The 17,265-nt window shown below is 69.9% G+C and carries 13 protein-coding genes; 3 read left to right on the top strand and 10 right to left on the bottom strand.

The features are described 5' to 3' along the window. The first annotated feature begins 13 nt into the window (after window positions 1-13). Together AB0F98_RS12960 and AB0F98_RS12955 are read left to right on the top strand one after the other, a co-directional pair. Entirely contained in the window at window positions 14-1,390 is a 1,377-nt protein-coding gene (locus AB0F98_RS12960) for an FAD-dependent oxidoreductase (RefSeq protein ID WP_357733362.1), read from the top strand. Window positions 1,391-1,705: 315 nt separating this feature from the next. Next, the gene (locus AB0F98_RS12955) at window positions 1,706-2,650 is read left to right on the top strand and encodes an SDR family NAD(P)-dependent oxidoreductase (protein WP_357733358.1); all 945 of its coding nucleotides are present in this window, start codon (window positions 1,706-1,708) and stop codon (window positions 2,648-2,650) included. Window positions 2,651-2,730: 80 nt separating this feature from the next. Here the strand turns inward: AB0F98_RS12955 and AB0F98_RS12950 are convergent, their stop codons facing one another. From AB0F98_RS12950 to AB0F98_RS12920, 7 genes are all read right to left on the bottom strand, one after another. After that, window positions 2,731-3,966 (bottom strand): low temperature requirement protein A, encoded by a 1,236-nt coding sequence (locus AB0F98_RS12950; RefSeq protein WP_357733355.1) that lies wholly within the window; start codon window positions 3,964-3,966, stop codon window positions 2,731-2,733. A gap of 279 nt (window positions 3,967-4,245) precedes the next feature. Beyond that, window positions 4,246-5,475, bottom strand: coding sequence for an asparaginase (locus AB0F98_RS12945; RefSeq protein WP_357733352.1), 1,230 nt, complete (start codon window positions 5,473-5,475; stop codon window positions 4,246-4,248). Between the two features lie 361 nt (window positions 5,476-5,836). Continuing rightward, window positions 5,837-6,799 (bottom strand): DMT family transporter, encoded by a 963-nt coding sequence (locus AB0F98_RS12940; protein WP_357733349.1) that lies wholly within the window; start codon window positions 6,797-6,799, stop codon window positions 5,837-5,839. 10 nt (window positions 6,800-6,809) lie between these two features. Next, window positions 6,810-7,787, bottom strand: a complete 978-nt coding sequence (locus AB0F98_RS12935; protein WP_357733346.1) for a BadF/BadG/BcrA/BcrD ATPase family protein — start codon at window positions 7,785-7,787, stop codon at window positions 6,810-6,812. Between the two features lie 5 nt (window positions 7,788-7,792). Next, complete coding sequence (locus AB0F98_RS12930; protein ID WP_357733343.1) at window positions 7,793-9,040, bottom strand: SIS domain-containing protein; 1,248 nt, start codon at window positions 9,038-9,040, stop codon at window positions 7,793-7,795. Beyond that, entirely contained in the window at window positions 9,037-10,338 is a 1,302-nt protein-coding gene (locus AB0F98_RS12925; RefSeq protein ID WP_357733340.1) for a D-tagatose-bisphosphate aldolase, class II, non-catalytic subunit, read from the bottom strand. Before AB0F98_RS12925 ends, AB0F98_RS12930 begins: the two co-directional genes overlap by 4 nt. 604 nt (window positions 10,339-10,942) lie before the next feature. Further along, window positions 10,943-11,731: a GntR family transcriptional regulator gene (locus AB0F98_RS12920; RefSeq protein WP_357733337.1), complete on the bottom strand. Its 789-nt coding sequence runs from the start codon at window positions 11,729-11,731 to the stop codon at window positions 10,943-10,945. Window positions 11,732-12,245: 514 nt separating this feature from the next. On the opposite strand from AB0F98_RS12920, the gene AB0F98_RS12915 reads away from it, so the two are divergent. Further along, a complete protein-coding gene (locus tag AB0F98_RS12915; protein WP_357733334.1) occupies window positions 12,246-14,321 on the top strand; it encodes a glycoside hydrolase family 36 protein in 2,076 nt (691 codons plus the stop codon). A 297-nt stretch (window positions 14,322-14,618) separates the two neighbouring features. On the opposite strand, the gene AB0F98_RS12910 is transcribed toward AB0F98_RS12915, so the two are convergent. From AB0F98_RS12910 to AB0F98_RS12900, 3 genes are all read right to left on the bottom strand, one after another. Continuing rightward, complete coding sequence (locus AB0F98_RS12910) at window positions 14,619-15,068, bottom strand: hypothetical protein (RefSeq protein WP_357733331.1); 450 nt, start codon at window positions 15,066-15,068, stop codon at window positions 14,619-14,621. A gap of 115 nt (window positions 15,069-15,183) precedes the next feature. Next, entirely contained in the window at window positions 15,184-15,588 is a 405-nt protein-coding gene (locus AB0F98_RS12905) for a cupin domain-containing protein (RefSeq protein WP_357733328.1), read from the bottom strand. 123 nt (window positions 15,589-15,711) lie between these two features. After that, window positions 15,712-17,166, bottom strand: a complete 1,455-nt coding sequence (locus AB0F98_RS12900; protein WP_357733326.1) for an alkaline phosphatase PhoX — start codon at window positions 17,164-17,166, stop codon at window positions 15,712-15,714. Window positions 17,167-17,265: the final 99 nt, after the last annotated feature.

The following is a 17,265-nucleotide window of genomic DNA, read 5'->3' as shown; positions in this document are numbered from 1 at the left end:
AACGCTTGATCACATGACTGCGCTGCACACGGATCTGCTTGTGATCGGCTTCGGCAAGGGCGGGAAGACGCTCGCCGCGGCCATGGGCCGGCAGGGCCGACGGGTGATCATGGTGGAGCAGTCCGAGCTGATGTACGGGGGAACGTGCATCAACATCGGCTGCGTGCCCACCAAGGCGCTGATCCATCGCGCCTCCGTCCGGCCGCCGGAGGCGGATCCCAGGTCATGGTTCGCCGACTCGGTGGCGTGGACGGGTTCGCTGACCTCGTCGCTGCGCAAGAAGAACTTCGACATGCTGGACTCTCTCGACTCCGTGACGGTCGTGACCGGCACCGCGGCCTTCATCGACGAGAAGCGGGTCGAGGTCACCGCGGGTGACGACCGGTTGGAGATCACCGCGGACACCATCGTCATCAACACCGGCGCCCAACCGGTGGTTCCGAACATCCCCGGCCTGCGCGACAGCGCTCATCTGGTCACCAATACCGAGCTGATCGGATCGTCCGACCTGCCGCGCCGGGTGGCCGTCGTCGGCGGCGGCTATCAGGGGATCGAGTTCGCCGCGATGCTGAGCCACTACGGTGCCGAGGCCACCGTCCTGGAACGCGCCGGCCGGATCCTGCGTCGCGAGGACGAGGACGTCGCCGAGGCCGCCGAGAAGATCCTGCGGGACCAGGGCGTCACCTTCGTCACCGGAGCCGTCGTCACCCGGGTCACCGACTCCGGTGACGTGGCGGTCGTCCACTACGAGGCGAACGGTACGGCGGGGTCTCTCGAGGTGGACGCGGTGCTGGCCGCGGCCGGGCGGGCACCACGTACGGCAGAGCTACGGCTCGATGCTGCGGGTGTGCGGACCACCGCCACCGGCGCGGTCGAGGTGGACCAGTATCTCCGCACGAGCCGACCGCACATCTTCGCGGTTGGCGACGTCAACGGCGGGCCCCAGTTCACCTACATCTCCCTCGACGACTACCGGATCGTCGCCGACCAGATGGCGGGCGAGGGGAAGCGTTCCACGGCCGACCGGGTGGCCGTGCCGTACACCGTCTTCATGACACCACCGCTGGCCCGCGTCGGCATGACCGAGACCGAGGCGCGCGCGACCGGGCGGCCCGTGCGCGTAGCCGCCAAGCCGATCGCGGCCATCGCGGCGATGCCCCGCGCCCGCATCCTGGACGACGTCCGCGGGCTCATGAAGTTCGTGATCGACGCCGAGACCGACGCCATCCTCGGCGCCGCGCTGCTCAGCGTGGACGCGCAGGAACTGGTGAACACGGTGGCGCTGGCGATCCGCAGCGGGGTGACCGCCGGCACCCTGCGGGACGCGATCTGGACCCACCCCAGCTCCACCGAGGCATTCAACGAGGTGCTGGCCAACGTGGTGCGCTGACCTGACCGCAGCCACATCCTGGAGAGATCACATCATGGCGAGTACCCCCACCACCGCATTGCTCCAGCTCCGGCCCGGCCTCGCACTCACCCTGGGCCATCGACGCCTTTCTCGCGGAGGCCGCCCCCAACAGGCTCTGACCCTCGGGTGATCCGACAACCCGCCCGGTAGCCGTCCTGCGACTCGATAGCCGGGCACGAGGGGTGGTGGCGTCGTGTCGACGCGCCTCGCAACGCAGTGTTAGACGGCCGGGGAGTGATTGTCACGCGCGCGGGTAGATGTCTGATCTCGCTCTGCTGCGTTGCGGGAGGTGTGATGGTCAGGCGTCGAACGTTCCGTGACGCGGTGGTGTTGATCACGGGAGCGTCGAGTGGGATCGGCCGCGCGACCGCGTTGGCGTTCGCTGCCGAAGGAGCGAGATTGGTACTCGCCGCACGCAGCGAGGAAGCGCTCGCCGAGGTGGAACACGACTGCCGAGCACGAGGCGGACAGGTCCTGATCGTGCCGACCGACATCGCGGATCCGGCAGCCGTCGAGCGGCTGGCCCGGCAGGCGGTGCAACGATTCGGACAGATAGACGTCTGGGTCGAAGCGGCCGCCGTCGGCATCGCCGGACCGCTGGGCTCCGAATCTGTGGACGAGATTCGCCGGCTGGTCGACACCAACATCTTCGGCACCACGCTGTGCGCCCGCACCGCCCTGGCTACGTTCCAAGCGCAGGGCGACGGGGTCCTCGTGCTCCTCGGGTCGTTGCTGTCGGTGTTCCCGAATCCGCTGGTGCCGCTCTACTCGATGAGCAAGTTCGCCGTCAGAGGGCTGGCCCTGAACCTTCAGCAAGAGGTCGCCCGTCATCCCCGGATACGGGTCTGTCTCGTCCTGCCCGGGCCGGTCGACACGCCGTTCTTCGAGCGCGCCGCCAACCACTCGGGCCGCCAACTACGAGCCATCCCGCCCGCGTACGCGCCTGAGCGTCTCGCGGCCGTGATCCTCGCGGGCGCCCGCCGCCCGCGCAGGCAGATGACCACCGGGCTGCTCTCCCACCTGGCGCTGATCGCTCATCGGCTGGCACCGCGTGCCACCGAGACGTTGGTCGCCCGGTGGAGCGCGACGTTCCTGATCAGGTCCGTCGCCGCCCCACCCGGAATGGGATCGCTGTTCGATTCACCACCAACCGGGGCGGTGCACGGCGGATATCGCCGCATCGGGCTCCGCCGTCGACTCGGCGAGTGGCTGGGCGTCGCCCAAGCACGCAGGGGTTGACCTGCCCGAGGTCGACCGCCGATATGACGCCCGCAGGGGGCAGCTGTGGCGCGACGGGGCGCTTCAGGTTGCCCGCTCGGTCACTCTTCGGCCCCCGCATCGCCGGCCGCCGCCGGCCCAACCCGCGCAACGGAATCCTCCATCGGCCGCCCCCGGCTGCTTAGCGCGTCGGACAGTGCCACAAGGGCCAGCACTCCGGCCACCACGCTCAGTCCGACCATCGGCGGCCAGCGGGCCAACGCCGCCGCGACCAGCAGCAGCACCACCAAGCCGATCATCCGCGACCGGGAGACCCGGCCCAGGATCTCGTAGTCCAACCGCACCCGCGCGATGAGGAAGAGTGCCGGGCCACCCACCACGAACAAAAGCCAAGTCGGCCGGGGCGGCCCGAACGGATGATCGATCACCAGATGGTAGCCGACCGCCGTGACGAGCACGCTGAGCACGAGCAACCCGTGGGTCCGTTCCGACGCCGTACCCAACCGGCCGGGCATGCCCGCCCGGCCCAGTGCCTCGTTCAGCAACCGGCGGGCGCGGTGGAAGTAGATCCGCCACAGCAACACACTGGTGGTGAACGCGATCGTGAAGGCGGCGATGCGCCCCGCCGAGTAGTCCACGCCACTGAAGACGGCGCCGATGACCAGAATCGACTCACCGAGCGCGATGAGGAACATCTGCTGGTGGCGTTCGGCCAGGTGCTCCCCAGCGATCCGCCAACGACCGACCCCCGCGCTCCCCAGCCGGGGCAACGGCCAGCCCAGAAACCAGGCGAGGTAGTCCACGGCAAGCGCGGCGGCCCATAGCGGCAGACGAAGCCGGTCCGGGCCCAACGCGCCTACCAGCCAGAGTGGCCCGGAAGCCGCCGACCATGCGGCGAGCCGAAACGGCACCCGCTGTCGTGGATGGCCATGCAGCGCGGCAGCGACCACCAGCGGCCGCACCACCATCACCATCAGGTACGCGACCGCGAACGGCAGCGCGCGCTCCTCCAGAGCGTGCGGCAGCGTCACCGCCATCACCAGGGCGGCGAACATGGTGCCGACCACGACCGCCTGAATGGCCGGCCGCTCCGGCTCGTAGCGACTGGTGATCCAGATGGTGTGCGACCAGATCAGCCAGAGCGCCAGGAACAGCAGCAGGGTGCGACCGAGCCCGGCGACGAGCGTCCAGCCGGTGTCGTCGCCGACGTCGGCGAACCGTTGCGATACCCGGGTGAGGGCGGCGACGAAGGCCAGGTCGAAGAAGAGCTCCAGGAAGGTGGCGCGTCCCGAACTCGTCGCAGGGCGCAGCAGGTCGGTACCGCGTCCCGCCACCATCGTCCGGCCCCCCGTCCGCCCGGTGGGGCCAACGAACCGGCGGCGACGGGGTTGCGTCGGCCGTGCCCGCCGGCTTCCCGTGGGCCGCGCGAAGGGCTGGGGCCCCGAGTGCCGCTGCGGACCCAGCCCGGCCGAGGCGGCCGGCTCCCGTGCCCAGGGAGAGAACGAGCCACGGGTTGCGGCGTGGGCCGACCGGGCTCCCGGAATCGCCGTGACGAGCGCCGGACGTCGGAGGCTCCGGTGGCCGGGCAGGCGGCGTGGCCCGGCCACCGGAGGTGATCAGTTGTCGTTCCTGCCCTTCGGTGCGGTGTCCCACTCGGGGCTGCCGAGGGTGGTCATCCATTCCCGGACCTTGCCGGTGTCGGTCGGGGAGAACGCGAGACCGAGCAGGAGCAGCAGCCGGGCCTTCTGCGGCAGCAGGTCGTCCCCGGCGATGATGGGAAGACTGCTGTTCCCGCCGTAGGTGGAGCCGGAGCCGGTGCGCGACGCGGTTACGAACACCACGCCCGACCGCGCGGCGGCCGTCCGGGCGCTGCTCTGCGCGGAGGAGAGACCGCCGGACCCGGTGCCCGCCGTGACGATGCCCTTGACCCCGGCCGCCGCGAAGGCGGTGATCGCCTCGCCGCCGGCCTGCTGGTAGCCGTAGACCACCTCGACGCGGGGCAGCGCGGTCGGCTCGATCTGCGACATGTCGAACGGTGTCATCCAGCGGTTCTTGTCGTCGCAGTCGTCCACTCGCGACGGCGCCCGACCGACCTTGATGTTCGGCCCGTCGATCCAGCCGAGCACGCCGAGTTCGCGGGTCTGGAACGTGTCCATCCGGTAGGTGCTCGTCTTGGTGACGTCCCGGGCGGCGTGGAACTCGTCGCCGAGCATGAGCACCGTGCCGTAGCAGTAGGTGGACTGACTCGCCGCCAGGACTATCGAGTTGTAGAGGTTCGCCGGGCCGTCGGCCCCGATGACCTGCGGACCGTCCGGGGTCACCGCGGCCCACGGACGCATCGCCCCGGTGAGTACGACCGGCTTTCGGCTCTGCACGGTCAGGTCGAGCCAGTACGCGAACTCCTCCATGGTGTCCGTACCGCTGGTGACCACGACGCCGTCCGAGCTGCGCAGTGCCGATTCCACGGCGAGGGTGAGCGCGTGGAACTCGGCCATGCTGTATCCGCCCGAGCCCTTGTTGCCGAACTGCACCGTTGTCACGTCGGCGACCTCGCCGATCTCGGGCTGCAGTTGGGCGACCATGTCCTTGATCGCGATCCGCCCGGACTGGTAGTTGGTGAAGCTGCTCCGCGAGGTGGCGACGCCCGAGATCGTGCCGCCGGTCCCGATCACGGTGACCTTGGGCTTCTTGGTCTTCACGGCGGCGACGGCCTGGGTGTACGCCACGCTGCGGATGCCCTCCGGGCCGGTCACCCCGAGCGCGTGTTCGCGCGGAGCGTCCGTCGGCGGCCGAGGTTCCGCCGTCACGGCCAGGACGACGACGGCAGCGACCGCTGCGGTGATCATCGGTGTCAGGATGGCGCCGAGGCGGCGGGGAGAGATGGTCAGACGACCTTGCAGGCTGGGCAAGTGGACCTCCGCGAAAGCTGGGATGCGCATTCTCCGGTGCGCGCTTTCGTCGGTACTACAGGTTCATCGCCGTCTATCGCTACCTCCTGCGGACCGCCACGTGCGTCGAGAGGGCGCTTCGGGGGCCTATGCCCGTTTGTTGATCTGGAAATCCTTGCTCGTGATGCATTCCGCGGGGCGCTGCGAGGGGGAGGCGGCAGGCATGCGTGCGGCGTCGCCGGGGCAGAACGCGTTCCCGGTCGACGCTTCGGCCGCCGGCCCGAGCCCGGGCCGGCGGCCGCCGGGGTGAGTTCGGCAGTTACCGTACGGTGAGGTCAGGCGCGCTGTCCCGGTCGAGGGTGCGCGGGCTGGGCGGGTTCGCCGCAGCCTCGCCGCGCTTCTCGTCGGCGTAGACCATCAGGGTTGACCCGACGATGGCGAGCACGATGCCGATCGTGGCGTACACCGACGGCACCTTCTGGTAGACGGCCAGCGAGAGGATGACGGTCAGCACGGGTGCCAAGGCGTTGGTCGTGGGGGCCACGATCGAGGCTTTGCCCCGGCTGAACGCCATCACCAGGAACAGGGCGCCAACGGCGTTGAGCAACTGGGTGACTCCGGCGAGGGTCGGCGCCTGCCATGGCGCGTCCAGTGCCAGGCCGCCGGCCATCCAGATGGCGACCGGCACCAGCAGCAGGCCACTGATCGTCATCCAGGTGAAGGTGGTGGCGTCGTTGACGCCGACGGTGGCCGCCTTCCGCATGAAGTAGGCCTGCACGCCCCAGGCGACGCAGATCAGGATGGCCAGGAGCAGCCACAGTCCGCCGGTGGCGGAGCCGTCGCCGTCGCTGACGCTGAACAGCACGACCGCGATCAGCGCGGCGATCACGCCGAGCACGGCGAGCCGCGGGATGCGCTCACGTAGCAGCGCCGTGGCCATCAGCACGGTGATCGCGGGGGAGAGCGCGATCAGTGGGAAGATCAGGTAGGCGGGGCCGATGGTGAGCGCCTTGAACAGCAGCAGCTGGCCGCCGGCGCCGGTCAGGCCGACCAGCAGGCCGTACACGGCTGCGATCGGGCGGCGGTCCAGTCGGTTGCCACGCAGCGCGGCGACGGCCGGGATGATCATGGTGAGGGACCAGACGACGTAGACCATGCCGTCGGGGTAGCCGTAGTCGCTGGTCGGGACGGAGGAGAAGGCTCCCCACACGCCCCAGAAGAGCACGAGCAGCCCGGCGTACGGGATCCAACTGCGACTGATGCGGGAGATGGATGCTGGCATCTGCGCCTCCTCAGGGGGCGGTGGGGGTGGGGGTGGTCCGGAGATGCTCGAGCGCGTCGGTGTTCAGCGGGCTGCCGGCCTGTTTCGCGGCGTAGAGCGCCGCGCCGACGACCGGTGAGTAGACGGGCTGACGAAGGTCGTACCCGCCGTGCAGCGTGTGCAGGTGGGCTCGGAACGCCTCGCGCACCTGTGGCGCGTTGAAGGTGCCGCCGGAGTAGGAGACCAGCACCCGCTCTTCGACGGGGAAGCCGAGTCGGCTGCGGGTGGTCTCCACCAGCAGGGCGAGTTCCCGGCCGGCCTCGGCGAGGATCGCGGCGGCCGCCTCGTCGCCCTGGTCGGCGGCGCGGGTGACCAGGGGACTCAGCGCCGCGATCTCGCCACGGTCGCCGTGCCACCGGTTCAGCACGACGTCGATCAGATCCAGGTCCGCGGCGAGCCCCAGGTGGTCGCGGAGAACATCCAGCAGCGGGCCGGTGGGCTGCCGACCGTCGCTCATCCGAGAGAACGCCTGCAAGCCGCGGATGGCGATCCAGTACGCGGAGCCCTCGTCGCCGAAGAGTTCACTCCACCCGCCGACGCGGAGACCGTGGCCGGCGCGTTCGCCGTAGGTCATCGATCCGGTACCGCTGATCACGTTGATGCCGTCCGCGGCGCCCAGCGAGCCGGACCAGCCACAGAGCATGTCGTTGTCGACCCGGTACCGGTCGTGGCCGAGCACCTCCCGGGGCGCCGCGTCGAGGGCCGCGACGTCATCGCTCACCTCGCCGTACGTCGGAAGCCCGAAGAAGGCGAAATCGATCTCGGCCGGGGTGATGCCGGCCCCCGCGCAGACGGCGCCGACGCCCTCCTTGAGGACCCGGGTCACCAGGTCGATGCCTTCGCTGAAGTAGTAGCTGCTCGCGGTCGTGGCCTGGGCCACCACCGCCCCGTCAGCCCGCAGTAGGCAGAAGGCGGTCTTGGTGCCGCCGCCGTCGACGCCGAGAAACATTCGTCTCACCTCCGGCCGGCGCCACTGCTGACGTCAGCTCTCTCGCCCGTCCGCGCCGGAATGGCCCTGAGCTGGACCTGTTCTCGGCCTCGCCACGGGCTAACGGGCAGGGAGTGCATGATCGCGCCCTGGACGACCCGGTTGACCTCCCCGCCGGGGAAGGGGTTGTCGGGGGTGAGCCCGAGCGCCAACGAGAAGTGCAGACCGATCAGCTGCGCGCAGATCACGGCCGGCAGCACCAGCACGGCATCGTCCACGTCCTCGACGTCGGGCAGGGTCCAGGCGCTGTCCGAGGCCGGCTGCCCCGGCCCGCTGCTGACGGTGACCAGGTTCCGCTCCGGGACGACCCGCCGCAGCTCGGCCACCATGTCGCGGTCGTACCGGCTGGTGTACGGGTCGTTGGACTCGTAGCTGACAACCAGGGTCTCGTCGTTGAGCACGGATTTCGGTCCGTGCCGGAAGGCGAGCGCGGACTCGGCCAGGGCCACCACCCGGCCGGCGGTCAGCTCCAGGACCTTCAGGGCGGACTCCCGGGCCACGCCGTGCAGGGTGCCGCTGCCGAGATAGACGATCCGGGAGTAGCCGCGTGCGGCGAGGTCGGCCGCCGCGGCCGGCCGGGTGGCGAGGATCTGCTCGGCCGCGGTGGCGAGCCGCTCCACCAGACCGTCGTCGGGTCCGCCGAGGGCCAGCAGGCCGGCCAGCACCATGCCCGTGAAGCTGGACGTCATCGCGAAGCCCCGGTCGTTGGCCGCCTCGGGTAGCAGCAGCACCTGACCAGTGGGCGTTTCCGCGTGCCGGGCGGCGAGCCGACCATGCGCGTTGCAGGTCACCACCAGGTGCCAGCACTCGGTCAGCACCTGGCTGGCCAGTTCGGTGGCGGTGACGCTCTCCGGGCTGTCGCCCGAGCGGGCGAACGACACCAGCAGTGTCGGGACGTCCTCGGCGAAGCAGGCCAGCGGGTCGGCCACGATGTCGGTGGTGGCGACGGCGTCCACCCGCCGTCCCAGCGATCGGCGCAGCGACGGTGCCAGCACCTCGCCGACGTACGCGGAGGTGCCCGCCCCGGTGAGGACGATGCGCAGGTCGGGTCGTTCGAACAGCGGCTTCAGGAAGGCCGCGTTCGACGCCTCCGACTCCGCCGTCAGCCGTCCGATCTGGCGCCAGACGGCCGGCTGTTGGGCGATCTCGCGGCTGGTGTCGAGAGCGCCGCGCCGGCGCAGGTGGTCGACGTCGTGGCCGAGAAGAGTGCTCATGCTGCCCGCCCCGGTTCGGCGGGAACGGCCGCGCGGCGGTACCCGCGCAGGACGTCCCGGATGCGGTCGAGGACGAGCTCGACGGGATGGTTCTCGAGGGTGCCGTAGCGGACCCGCTGGTACTGGTCGGGCAGGTACTGGCTGAGCAGCGGCAGCGGGATGTCCCGCTCGGTCAGGTTGCCCAGCAGCCGCCGCTCGGCGGCCTGGATCTCCGGGTCCGGCCAGTAGTAGCGCATCCGGTCGCTGTAGCTGTACCGCCGAGCCAGGCGCTGCTCGGCGGCCGTGCCGGTGTAGTACTTCGCCCAGTGCCCGGGCTCGGCGAGCATCCGCTGCTCGACCAGCTCCGGCAGGCGCGAGCGGTCGGGCTCGGGGACGAGCTCGGTCTCGATCGCGGCCAGCGCGAACAGGGCCTCCCGCAGCGCGAAGGTCAGGCCGGGCCCCACCTTGAGTACGGCCCAGTGATCCTCGACCAGGGCGACGAGTCGCGGGACGGTCTGGTAGTCCGTGGAATGGGCCTCGAAGACCATCGTCGGCTCGTCGTCCAGGATCTGCTGGAGTTCCTTGCTGCGCTCCCGGTCGTAGTCGACGACGCGGAGGTGGTCGAACTCGACACCCGGCTGGACGACCAGGGCCATCACCTGCGGCCACACGTGATCGAGGCCCTGTTCGGCGAAGGCCCTGCGGTGCCGGTCCAAAGTGCTGCGGGCCGAGTCGGCGGTGGTGGGTCGGAGCTCCTCGATCGTCTCCTCGGCGCCGCCGGGGACCGGGACCTCGGTACCGATGACGTACCGCAGCTGCCCCGCCCGCCCCATCGCGGCGGCGGTCCGCTCGGCGACGGCGAGCATGCGAGCGGCGCGGGCTGCCATCACCTCGTCGGTCAACGGGGTCTGGTCGTCCGCGCAGGGGTAGCTGCAGTCAAGGTGGATCTTGGTGAAGCCGGCCTCGACGTACGCCGCCACGAGCACGTCGACGCGCGCCATGGCCTCCTCCGCCGGCAACGAGCGCCACCGGTTCGGCCCCAGGTGGTCGCCACCGAGCACCACCCGCTCGCGGGGGAGCCCGGCCCGGTCGGCGGCCTCGTGCACCAGGTCGCGGAAGTCCGCCGGTCGCATGCCGGTGTAGCCACCATCCTGGTCGACCTGGTTCGAGGTCGCCTCGATCAACACCAGGTCGCCGTCTTCCCGGGCCTGGACCATCGCGGCCTGCAGGACCAGGGGATGGGCGGAGCAGATCGACGTGATGCCGACCGATCTTCCCCGTTTGTGTAGGGCGATGACGGTGTCGAGCGGGTTACTCACGGGGCGGTTCCTCCTCCTCGCCGTTGCGAAGCTGGTAATGGACCATACTGGTATTCCCCTTGGCCAGGCTACTGTCTAATTGGTATGTAATTTGGTCTGCTCAGCGTCGGGTCAGAGGCCAGGCGGCAGCCCCGCTCGACAATGGAGGTCCAGATGCTCGGCACCGGCGCGGCCGGCCCGGACCGGGCGCGCCTGGACCCCTGAGCCACCTGGGTCGCCTGCGCCTCGGCACCCTCCGTCCGTCGCGGGCGCACCCGTGCCCCATTTCTGGGGCAGCTCGACAGCGTTTACAGGAGCACTGCGGTGGCGGCCACGATGCCGACGCCGCAGGGTTCGAGCCGCCGATGCGGCGCTACCTCAACGGCCTGGTCGTGGTGCGGAGAAGGAGCCGGTCGCCGCCGGTCGCCTGCCGGGCCTCGGGGCGAGAGCGGCTTCACCACCGACGCGGCGTACGCCCGCTGCGCGCGGGCGACCCATTGCGCCAGGCTGGCGGCGCAGGCGTCGACGGCGCGGGATCGACTCGACGTCCTCTACGCCGGCCCGGACACGCCGACGTCAGGGAAGTCGTGTGTGCCGTCCTGGGTAGTGCCGAGGGCGATGTCGATCAGGCGGGATTGGTGATGGAGGCCCGGAAGCGGTAGCGGTCGCCGCGGTAGACCTGGACGGTCAGCTCGATCGGACGGCCCGCCTGGTTGAAGGTCAGCGTGGTCGCCACGAGCATCGGCATGGTGTCGCCGATCTCGAAGAGCTCCATTTCCCGAGGCGTCGGGTGCCGGGCTTCGCACGAGTAGTCGGCGACGCGCGGTGTCTGCGGCGGGTCCGCCGCGCGCAGGGTGGCGTAGAGCGAGGCAGTGTTGAAGTCGGTCTCGGCCAGGGCCGGGCAGGCCGCCAGCGGGAGCCGGTTGTGCTCGAGTACGACCAGCAGGCCGTCGAGGAAGCGGAGCCGGTGGAGTTCGAAGAGGTCGGCGCCCGGAGCGATGCGGAGATCTTCGGCCTCGGACACCGTCGCCGGGCGGACCGTGGCGGAGAGGACGCGGCTGCTCGGCGTGAGGCCGTTGACGCGGGCGAAATCGGCGAGACCCTGCACCTGGGTGGTTGCCTCAGCGGCGGCCACCGCCGGACCGGGGGGCTGATCGAGGTCGGCGACGAACCATCCGCGCGTCGACGACGGACGCACGATGCCGCGCGACTCCAGATCAGCGAGGGCGGCTCGCAGTGTCACGCGCGAGACGGCGTATCGAGTCGCCAGCGCTCGCTCGGAGGGTAGCCGGTCACCTGGGTGGGCGGCGGTGGCGCGCAGGTCGTCGAGCAGCTGCTTGGCGGTTCGCTCGTAGAGGGGAAGCGCGTCGTCGGCGAACAGGCCACGGGGCATCCGCGTCCTCGCAACAGTCATACCAGCCAACCATACCAGTGCGATCGATCTCTTGAGCCGGACACCCAGGTCCGGTGCGCCGCCCCGCTCCGGACCGCGGTGAACGAACCAAGAACTACCGGGAACCGGCCATTGACAAGCCAAGAATATACCACTTACGTTCGTCGGGCAGACCACTGGATGCTGATTGGGGAACGCCACATGCGTGAGCTTCTGCTCGGCCTCGTCGCCCCCGGTGGCGCGGACCCGCATTTGGTATTCCTCTGGTCTGCCCCGTGACTTCGGTGGTGAACGAGGCGGGCTCGTCGCAGTCCTTGGCCGGTGCCGTCTCGCTCTCGATGGATGCGATCTCGAACCAGGTCGACCAGCACTCGCGGCCGCCCGCCTCGGCAGCCGTCGGCCCTGCGTGACCCTGTCCTCGACCCGGCAGTACGGATCGGCACGTTCAGGTGACCCGATCTTGATGTTCCACAGCGACGAGCGACCGGCGCGACCCGGTCGTAGAGCTGCGTGACGAGCCCGAAGGGAGTCTGACATGAGCAACATGAAGCGACGGACCATGTTGAAGGTGGCACTGGGGGGTGCCGGCCTGACCGCCCTCCCTGCCGTGACCACGGGGGTGGGCGCCGCCCCCGCAGCAGCCGCGCCGAACCGTGGTCCGAACGTCGTCGGCGTCGGCGACACCTCCATCGCTGTCGAGTTCGACGACAAGCTGCACAGCCGGGTGGCATTGCAGGACGTCGACGTCACGCGCTTCGACGCGAGCGAGGCCCTGCTGCTGGGCGACACCGCGATCGAAGACTTCACCTACCGCGGACACGAGACCCGTAAGACCAAGCATCACCGACACGGCGCGGGCGTCCAGGTGACCATCCAGGGCGACTCCAGGACCGGCGTACGGAAGACGGTGGAGCTGACCTCCTTCCAGCGCCTGACCGGCATGATCGTGATGCGGGTGACCTACACCAACACTTCCGGCGCCGACCTGAAGGTCACCGGGTGGCGCAGTGGGGCCCACGAGCTCCTGGCGAAGCCCGGCGGCTTCTACACCTTCTCCGGCACCACCCACGAGGACCGCCGCGACTGGGTGCAGCCGGTGACGGACGGGTTCGAGCAGAAGAACTCGCTGGGGATGGACTCCTCCGACTACGGCGGCGGCACTCCGATGGCGTCCGTCTGGCGTTCGGGCGGGGGAATCTCCGTCGGGCACGTCGAACCCGTGGCGAAGATCCTGCGGCTGCCGGTTCGCAAGACGGCCGTCGGGGCGAGCATCGCCGTCGAGGGCGACACCGTCCGTACCCTGAAGCCGGGCCAGCAGCTGACCACCGAGACCACGTTCCTGACCGCCCACTCGGGTGACTACTTCGTGCCGCTCCAGCGTTACCGCGACTACATGAGCGACATCGGCCTGCGCGCCCCCAGGACGCCGAAGCCGGCCCTCGAGCCCATCTGGTGCGCCTGGGGTTACGAGCGCGACTTCACTGTCGAGCAGGTCATCGGAACGCTTCCCAAGGTGCGTGAGGTCGGCCTCAAGTGGGCGGTGCTCGACGACGGCTGGCAGACCAACGAGGGCGACTGGGACCTCAACCCGCAGAAGTTCCCCCGGGGCGAAGCCGACATGCGCGCGTTCACCAAGCAGATCCGGGACGCCGGCCTGCGGCCGCGTCTGTGGTGGGCCCCGCTCGCGGCCGACCCCGAGAGCAACCTGTTCAAATCCCGCCCCGACATGCTGCTGCTCGACCGCGACGGCAACAAGCAGGAGGTGACCTGGTGGGACGCCTACACCCTGTGTCCGGCGTACCAGCCCACTGTGGACTACTTCGTCGGCCAGGTGAAGAAGTTCATCGGTGACTGGGGTTACGAGGGGCTCAAGATCGACGGCCAGCACCTGAACGGGGTCACGCCCTGTTACAACCCGGCGCACGGGCACGCTCGCCCCGAGGAGTCGACCGAGGGCCTGGCGCAGTTCTGGCGGGCGGTGTACGAGGCCGCGCACGAGACGAACCGCAACGCGGTCATCGAGCTGTGCCCCTGCGGCACCGCCTTCGCCTTCCACAACCTGCCCTACATCGACCAGTACCCGGGCTCGGACCCGACCTCGTCCTACCAGGTCCGGACGAAGGGCAAGACGATGAAGGCGCTGATGGGGCAGGGTGCCAGCTACGCCGGCGACCACGTCGAGCTGAGCGACAACGGCAACGACTTCGCGTCCAGCTACGGCGTCGGCGCCGTCCTGTCGACCAAGTTCACCTACCCGGCCGGCCCCGACGACGAGAACGTGCTCACCCCGGAGAAGGACGCGCTCTGGCGCAAGTGGGTGAGCCTGTACAGCGAGAACATGCTGCCCACCGGCGAGTACCGGGGCGAGCTGTACGACATCGGTTTCGACAAGCCCGAGGCGCACGTCGTGGCCAAGGAGAAGACCCTGCACTACGCCTTCTACGCCGACCAGTGGGACGGCGCGGTGGAGTTGCGTGGTCTGGGCCGGGGCCGCTACCGCCTGACCGACCCGTTCAACGGCGTCTCCCTCGGCACGGTCGACGCCAGGCACAACACGGTCAAGCTGACCTTCGAGAAGTTCCAGCTAGTCGTCGCCGAACCCATCGGCTGAGCTGACTCGGATTGGCGAATGTGCGCGAGGTCTCCGGTAGAGAGCTCACCGGCCAGGAAAGCTGGACCATCGGAGACCTCGTGGCCGTCCCGGACGCTTGCATGCCGGCGTCGTCGACGAGCACCATGGCCGACACGTGAGCGGACAGCCATGGCATCACCTGATGACTTTGCCGGGGTCCTGGGCCGTCGGCCAGCTTGCTGCGCTTCTGCCACGGCGTCCGAGGTCCGACGGATTTCCTTTCCGCCGGCGGGGAGATCGTCTGCGACGATCTCCCCGCCGTCTCACCGTTGACCGTCACGGGGCGACTGCGGCCACCACCAGCTCCGCGATCTTCTTCTCGACTGCCGGGCTCCACCTCTGGAGCGCGTACGACACCGGCCACAGGTCCCCGTCGTCGAGCTTGGCGGCGTCCTGGAACTCCAGCGTCGAGTAGCGGGTGTTGAACTTCCCCGAGTTCTTGAACGCGACGATGATCTTGCCGTCGGCGTTCGCGTACGCGGGCATCCCGTACCAGGTCTTCGGCGACAGCTGCGGAGCGGTCGTGGTCACCGTCGAGTGCACCCGCTCGGCGAGCGCGCGATCCTCCGGCGCCATCTTCGCGATGCTGTCGAGAGCGGCCTGTAGCTCGTCGGCCTTCTTGGCGCCCTTCTTGCCCTGGGCGCGCAGCTCGGCGGCACGCTCCTTCATGGCGGCACGCTCGTCGGCGCTGAAACCGGACTCGGTCGTGGAAGTCGTCGCGGGCATTCGGGCTGCCTTTCGATCCTCGGGGCTAGGCGACCTGCCGGCCGTCTGGAAGAAAGGCTAGGACCCGACGACTCCCTGGTGCTTCTCGATTCCTGATCGGATCGGGCCCTCGTGCCTAGGTGACCCGTAGGTGTCGTCGTTCGGCCAGTTCCTCCGCGCTGACCACGGTGAGTACCGGGGTGCCGGGCGGCGCGAACATGGTCACCACCAGCTGCGACTGCGCGTCCGGAAGGTTGTTGGCGCCCTGGTAGTGGATCACGTCGCCGCCGGGCTCGAAGAGGGCGTCACCGGCCTTGAGTACCCGGGGCGGCTGCCCCTCCAGCTCGAAGAGGATCTCGCCCTGCGTGACGTAACCGAAGAGCGGCCCGGGGTGCCGGTGCGGCGGCGCGCCGGGATCGCCGGGCGGCAGGGTGACCCGGATGGTTCTGGCCTCGACGCCGGCCGGGATCCTCGCCGCCGCCTCCGGCAGGGTCGCGATCACCTCGACGCCTGGGGGCAGGTGTGCGTGCTCAGCGCTCATGTATTCCTCCATCGGGCGACTGTTCATGAACAGGGACCGGATGGGCGCGCTGTTTGTGACGGCCTACGCGATGCGGTGGGGGTCGGGCGGATCGCCTGACCCCCACCGGTCGGTGCGGCTCGGTCAGCCCAGGTACTTCTCCCACGGGCCGGTGATGGCCAGGGTGAGGCCGGGGTCCTGCATGTTGACGAAGAGCACCTTGCCGTCGGCGCTGAAGGCCGGCCCGCAGAACTCCGAGTCGTTGAGCTGGTTGCGGGCGATCGCGTACGTCGGGCCGCCGGGGATCGCGCTGAGCACGTGGGAGGCGCCCGAGCCGTCCTCGGCGAGTACGAGGCTTCCCCACGGGGTGACGGTCACGTTGTCCGGGCCGTCGAAGGTGAGGTCGTTGTACTTGACCGGCGTACCCTCCTCGGACTGGGTCTGGTGCGGGAAGTACGTCACCAGCTGGATGGTCTGGGCCTTGTAGTCGTAGAACCAAACCATGCCGTCGTGCGGGGCGGCGTCCGCCGGGAGGTCACCCTCGTCCCAGGCGTAGGAGTTGACCACGTAGACGCCCTCGTCGGTGCCCCACACGCCCTCGAACTTGCGGCCGCGAGTGACCTGGCCGTCGGTGAACTGCTCGCGTACCGACTTGGTCCGCGCGTCGCGGTCCGGCACCTCGATCCACCGCACCGGGAACGGGCGGCCCAGCTGGGCGGAGGTCAGGTAGGCGACGTCGGGCAGCACCGATCCGTCGTCCATGATGATCTGCATCGCGGCGAGGACGCCGGCGTTCGGCGCGAGCTCGGTGAGCACGCCGGGACCGACCTTGACCCCGTGCGGCGCGGTCCAGCGGTAGAAGAGGCCGTTGGGCCCGTCGGCGTCCTCGGAGAGGTAGATCTTGGTGCGGTCCTTGTCGACCGCCAGGGCCTCGTGGGAGTAGCGGCCCAGGCACTTGATCGGCCGCGGGTCGGCGCCGCCGTCGGCCCGGACCTCGAAGACGTAGCCGTGGTCCTTCTGGAAGACGCCGGACCGGCCGCCCTCCGCCCACTTGTCGCCGGCCCGGTCCTCGGTCTCCTCGCAGGTCAGCCAGGTGCCCCAGGGGGTCGGTCCGCCGGCGCAGTTGGCGACGGTGCCGGAGAGGGCGACGAACTCACCGAGGTTCCGGCCGGCGCGGTCGGTCTTGATCACGGTGCAGCCACCGGCGTCGACGGCGCCCGCGTCGTAGACGGTGCCCTTGACGTGCGGTACGCCGAACTCGGCGCCCGGGTCGATCTCGTGGTTCTGGATCAGGGTGTAGCGGCCGTGGCCGGCGTCGTAGACGGCCATGCCGTCGTGGGAGGACGGGGTCGGGCCCTGGCCGTGGTCGAGGCGGGTGACACCGGTCCGGGTCACGATCGTGTAGCTGAAGCCCTCCGGCAGGGCCAGGATGCCCTCGGGGTCGTCCACGAGCGGCGGGAAGGGCACCCGGCCGGATCCGACCGGCGGGCGGGTCCCGCCCGGGTGGGCCTGGGCCAGGGAGGGGAAGGCGCCGGCGACGGCGATGCCTACGCCGGCGGCCGCGCCGCCGGCGAGGAAACTACGACGGGAGGAAGGCACGTAGATCAACTCCTGGTCGAGACAAGTGCGACGCGTTGCAGCCAACTCGCGTGTACAAACACCGACGCGTCACTCATGAGATCGGTCGGTGACATCGGA

Source organism: Micromonospora sp. NPDC023737 (assembly GCF_040639715.1).
Classification (GTDB): domain Bacteria; phylum Actinomycetota; class Actinomycetes; order Mycobacteriales; family Micromonosporaceae; genus Micromonospora.
The sequence above is the reverse complement of the archived record's forward strand: the minus strand, read 5'-3'. Positions and strand labels throughout refer to the sequence as shown.

Coding starts and splice junctions, on each gene's coding strand:
- AB0F98_RS12960 (WP_357733362.1), top strand. CDS start 14: ATGACTGCGCTGCACACGGATCTGCTTGTGATCGGCTTCGGCAAGGGC.
- AB0F98_RS12955 (WP_357733358.1), top strand. CDS start 1,706: ATGGTCAGGCGTCGAACGTTCCGTGACGCGGTGGTGTTGATCACGGGA.
- AB0F98_RS12950 (WP_357733355.1), bottom strand. CDS start 3,966: ATGGTGGCGGGACGCGGTACCGACCTGCTGCGCCCTGCGACGAGTTCG.
- AB0F98_RS12945 (WP_357733352.1), bottom strand. CDS start 5,475: ATGATCACCGCAGCGGTCGCTGCCGTCGTCGTCCTGGCCGTGACGGCG.
- AB0F98_RS12940 (WP_357733349.1), bottom strand. CDS start 6,799: ATGCCAGCATCCATCTCCCGCATCAGTCGCAGTTGGATCCCGTACGCC.
- AB0F98_RS12935 (WP_357733346.1), bottom strand. CDS start 7,787: ATGTTTCTCGGCGTCGACGGCGGCGGCACCAAGACCGCCTTCTGCCTA.
- AB0F98_RS12930 (WP_357733343.1), bottom strand. CDS start 9,040: ATGAGCACTCTTCTCGGCCACGACGTCGACCACCTGCGCCGGCGCGGC.
- AB0F98_RS12920 (WP_357733337.1), bottom strand. CDS start 11,731: ATGACTGTTGCGAGGACGCGGATGCCCCGTGGCCTGTTCGCCGACGAC.
- AB0F98_RS12915 (WP_357733334.1), top strand. CDS start 12,246: ATGAGCAACATGAAGCGACGGACCATGTTGAAGGTGGCACTGGGGGGT.
- AB0F98_RS12910 (WP_357733331.1), bottom strand. CDS start 15,068: ATGCCCGCGACGACTTCCACGACCGAGTCCGGTTTCAGCGCCGACGAG.
- AB0F98_RS12905 (WP_357733328.1), bottom strand. CDS start 15,588: ATGAGCGCTGAGCACGCACACCTGCCCCCAGGCGTCGAGGTGATCGCG.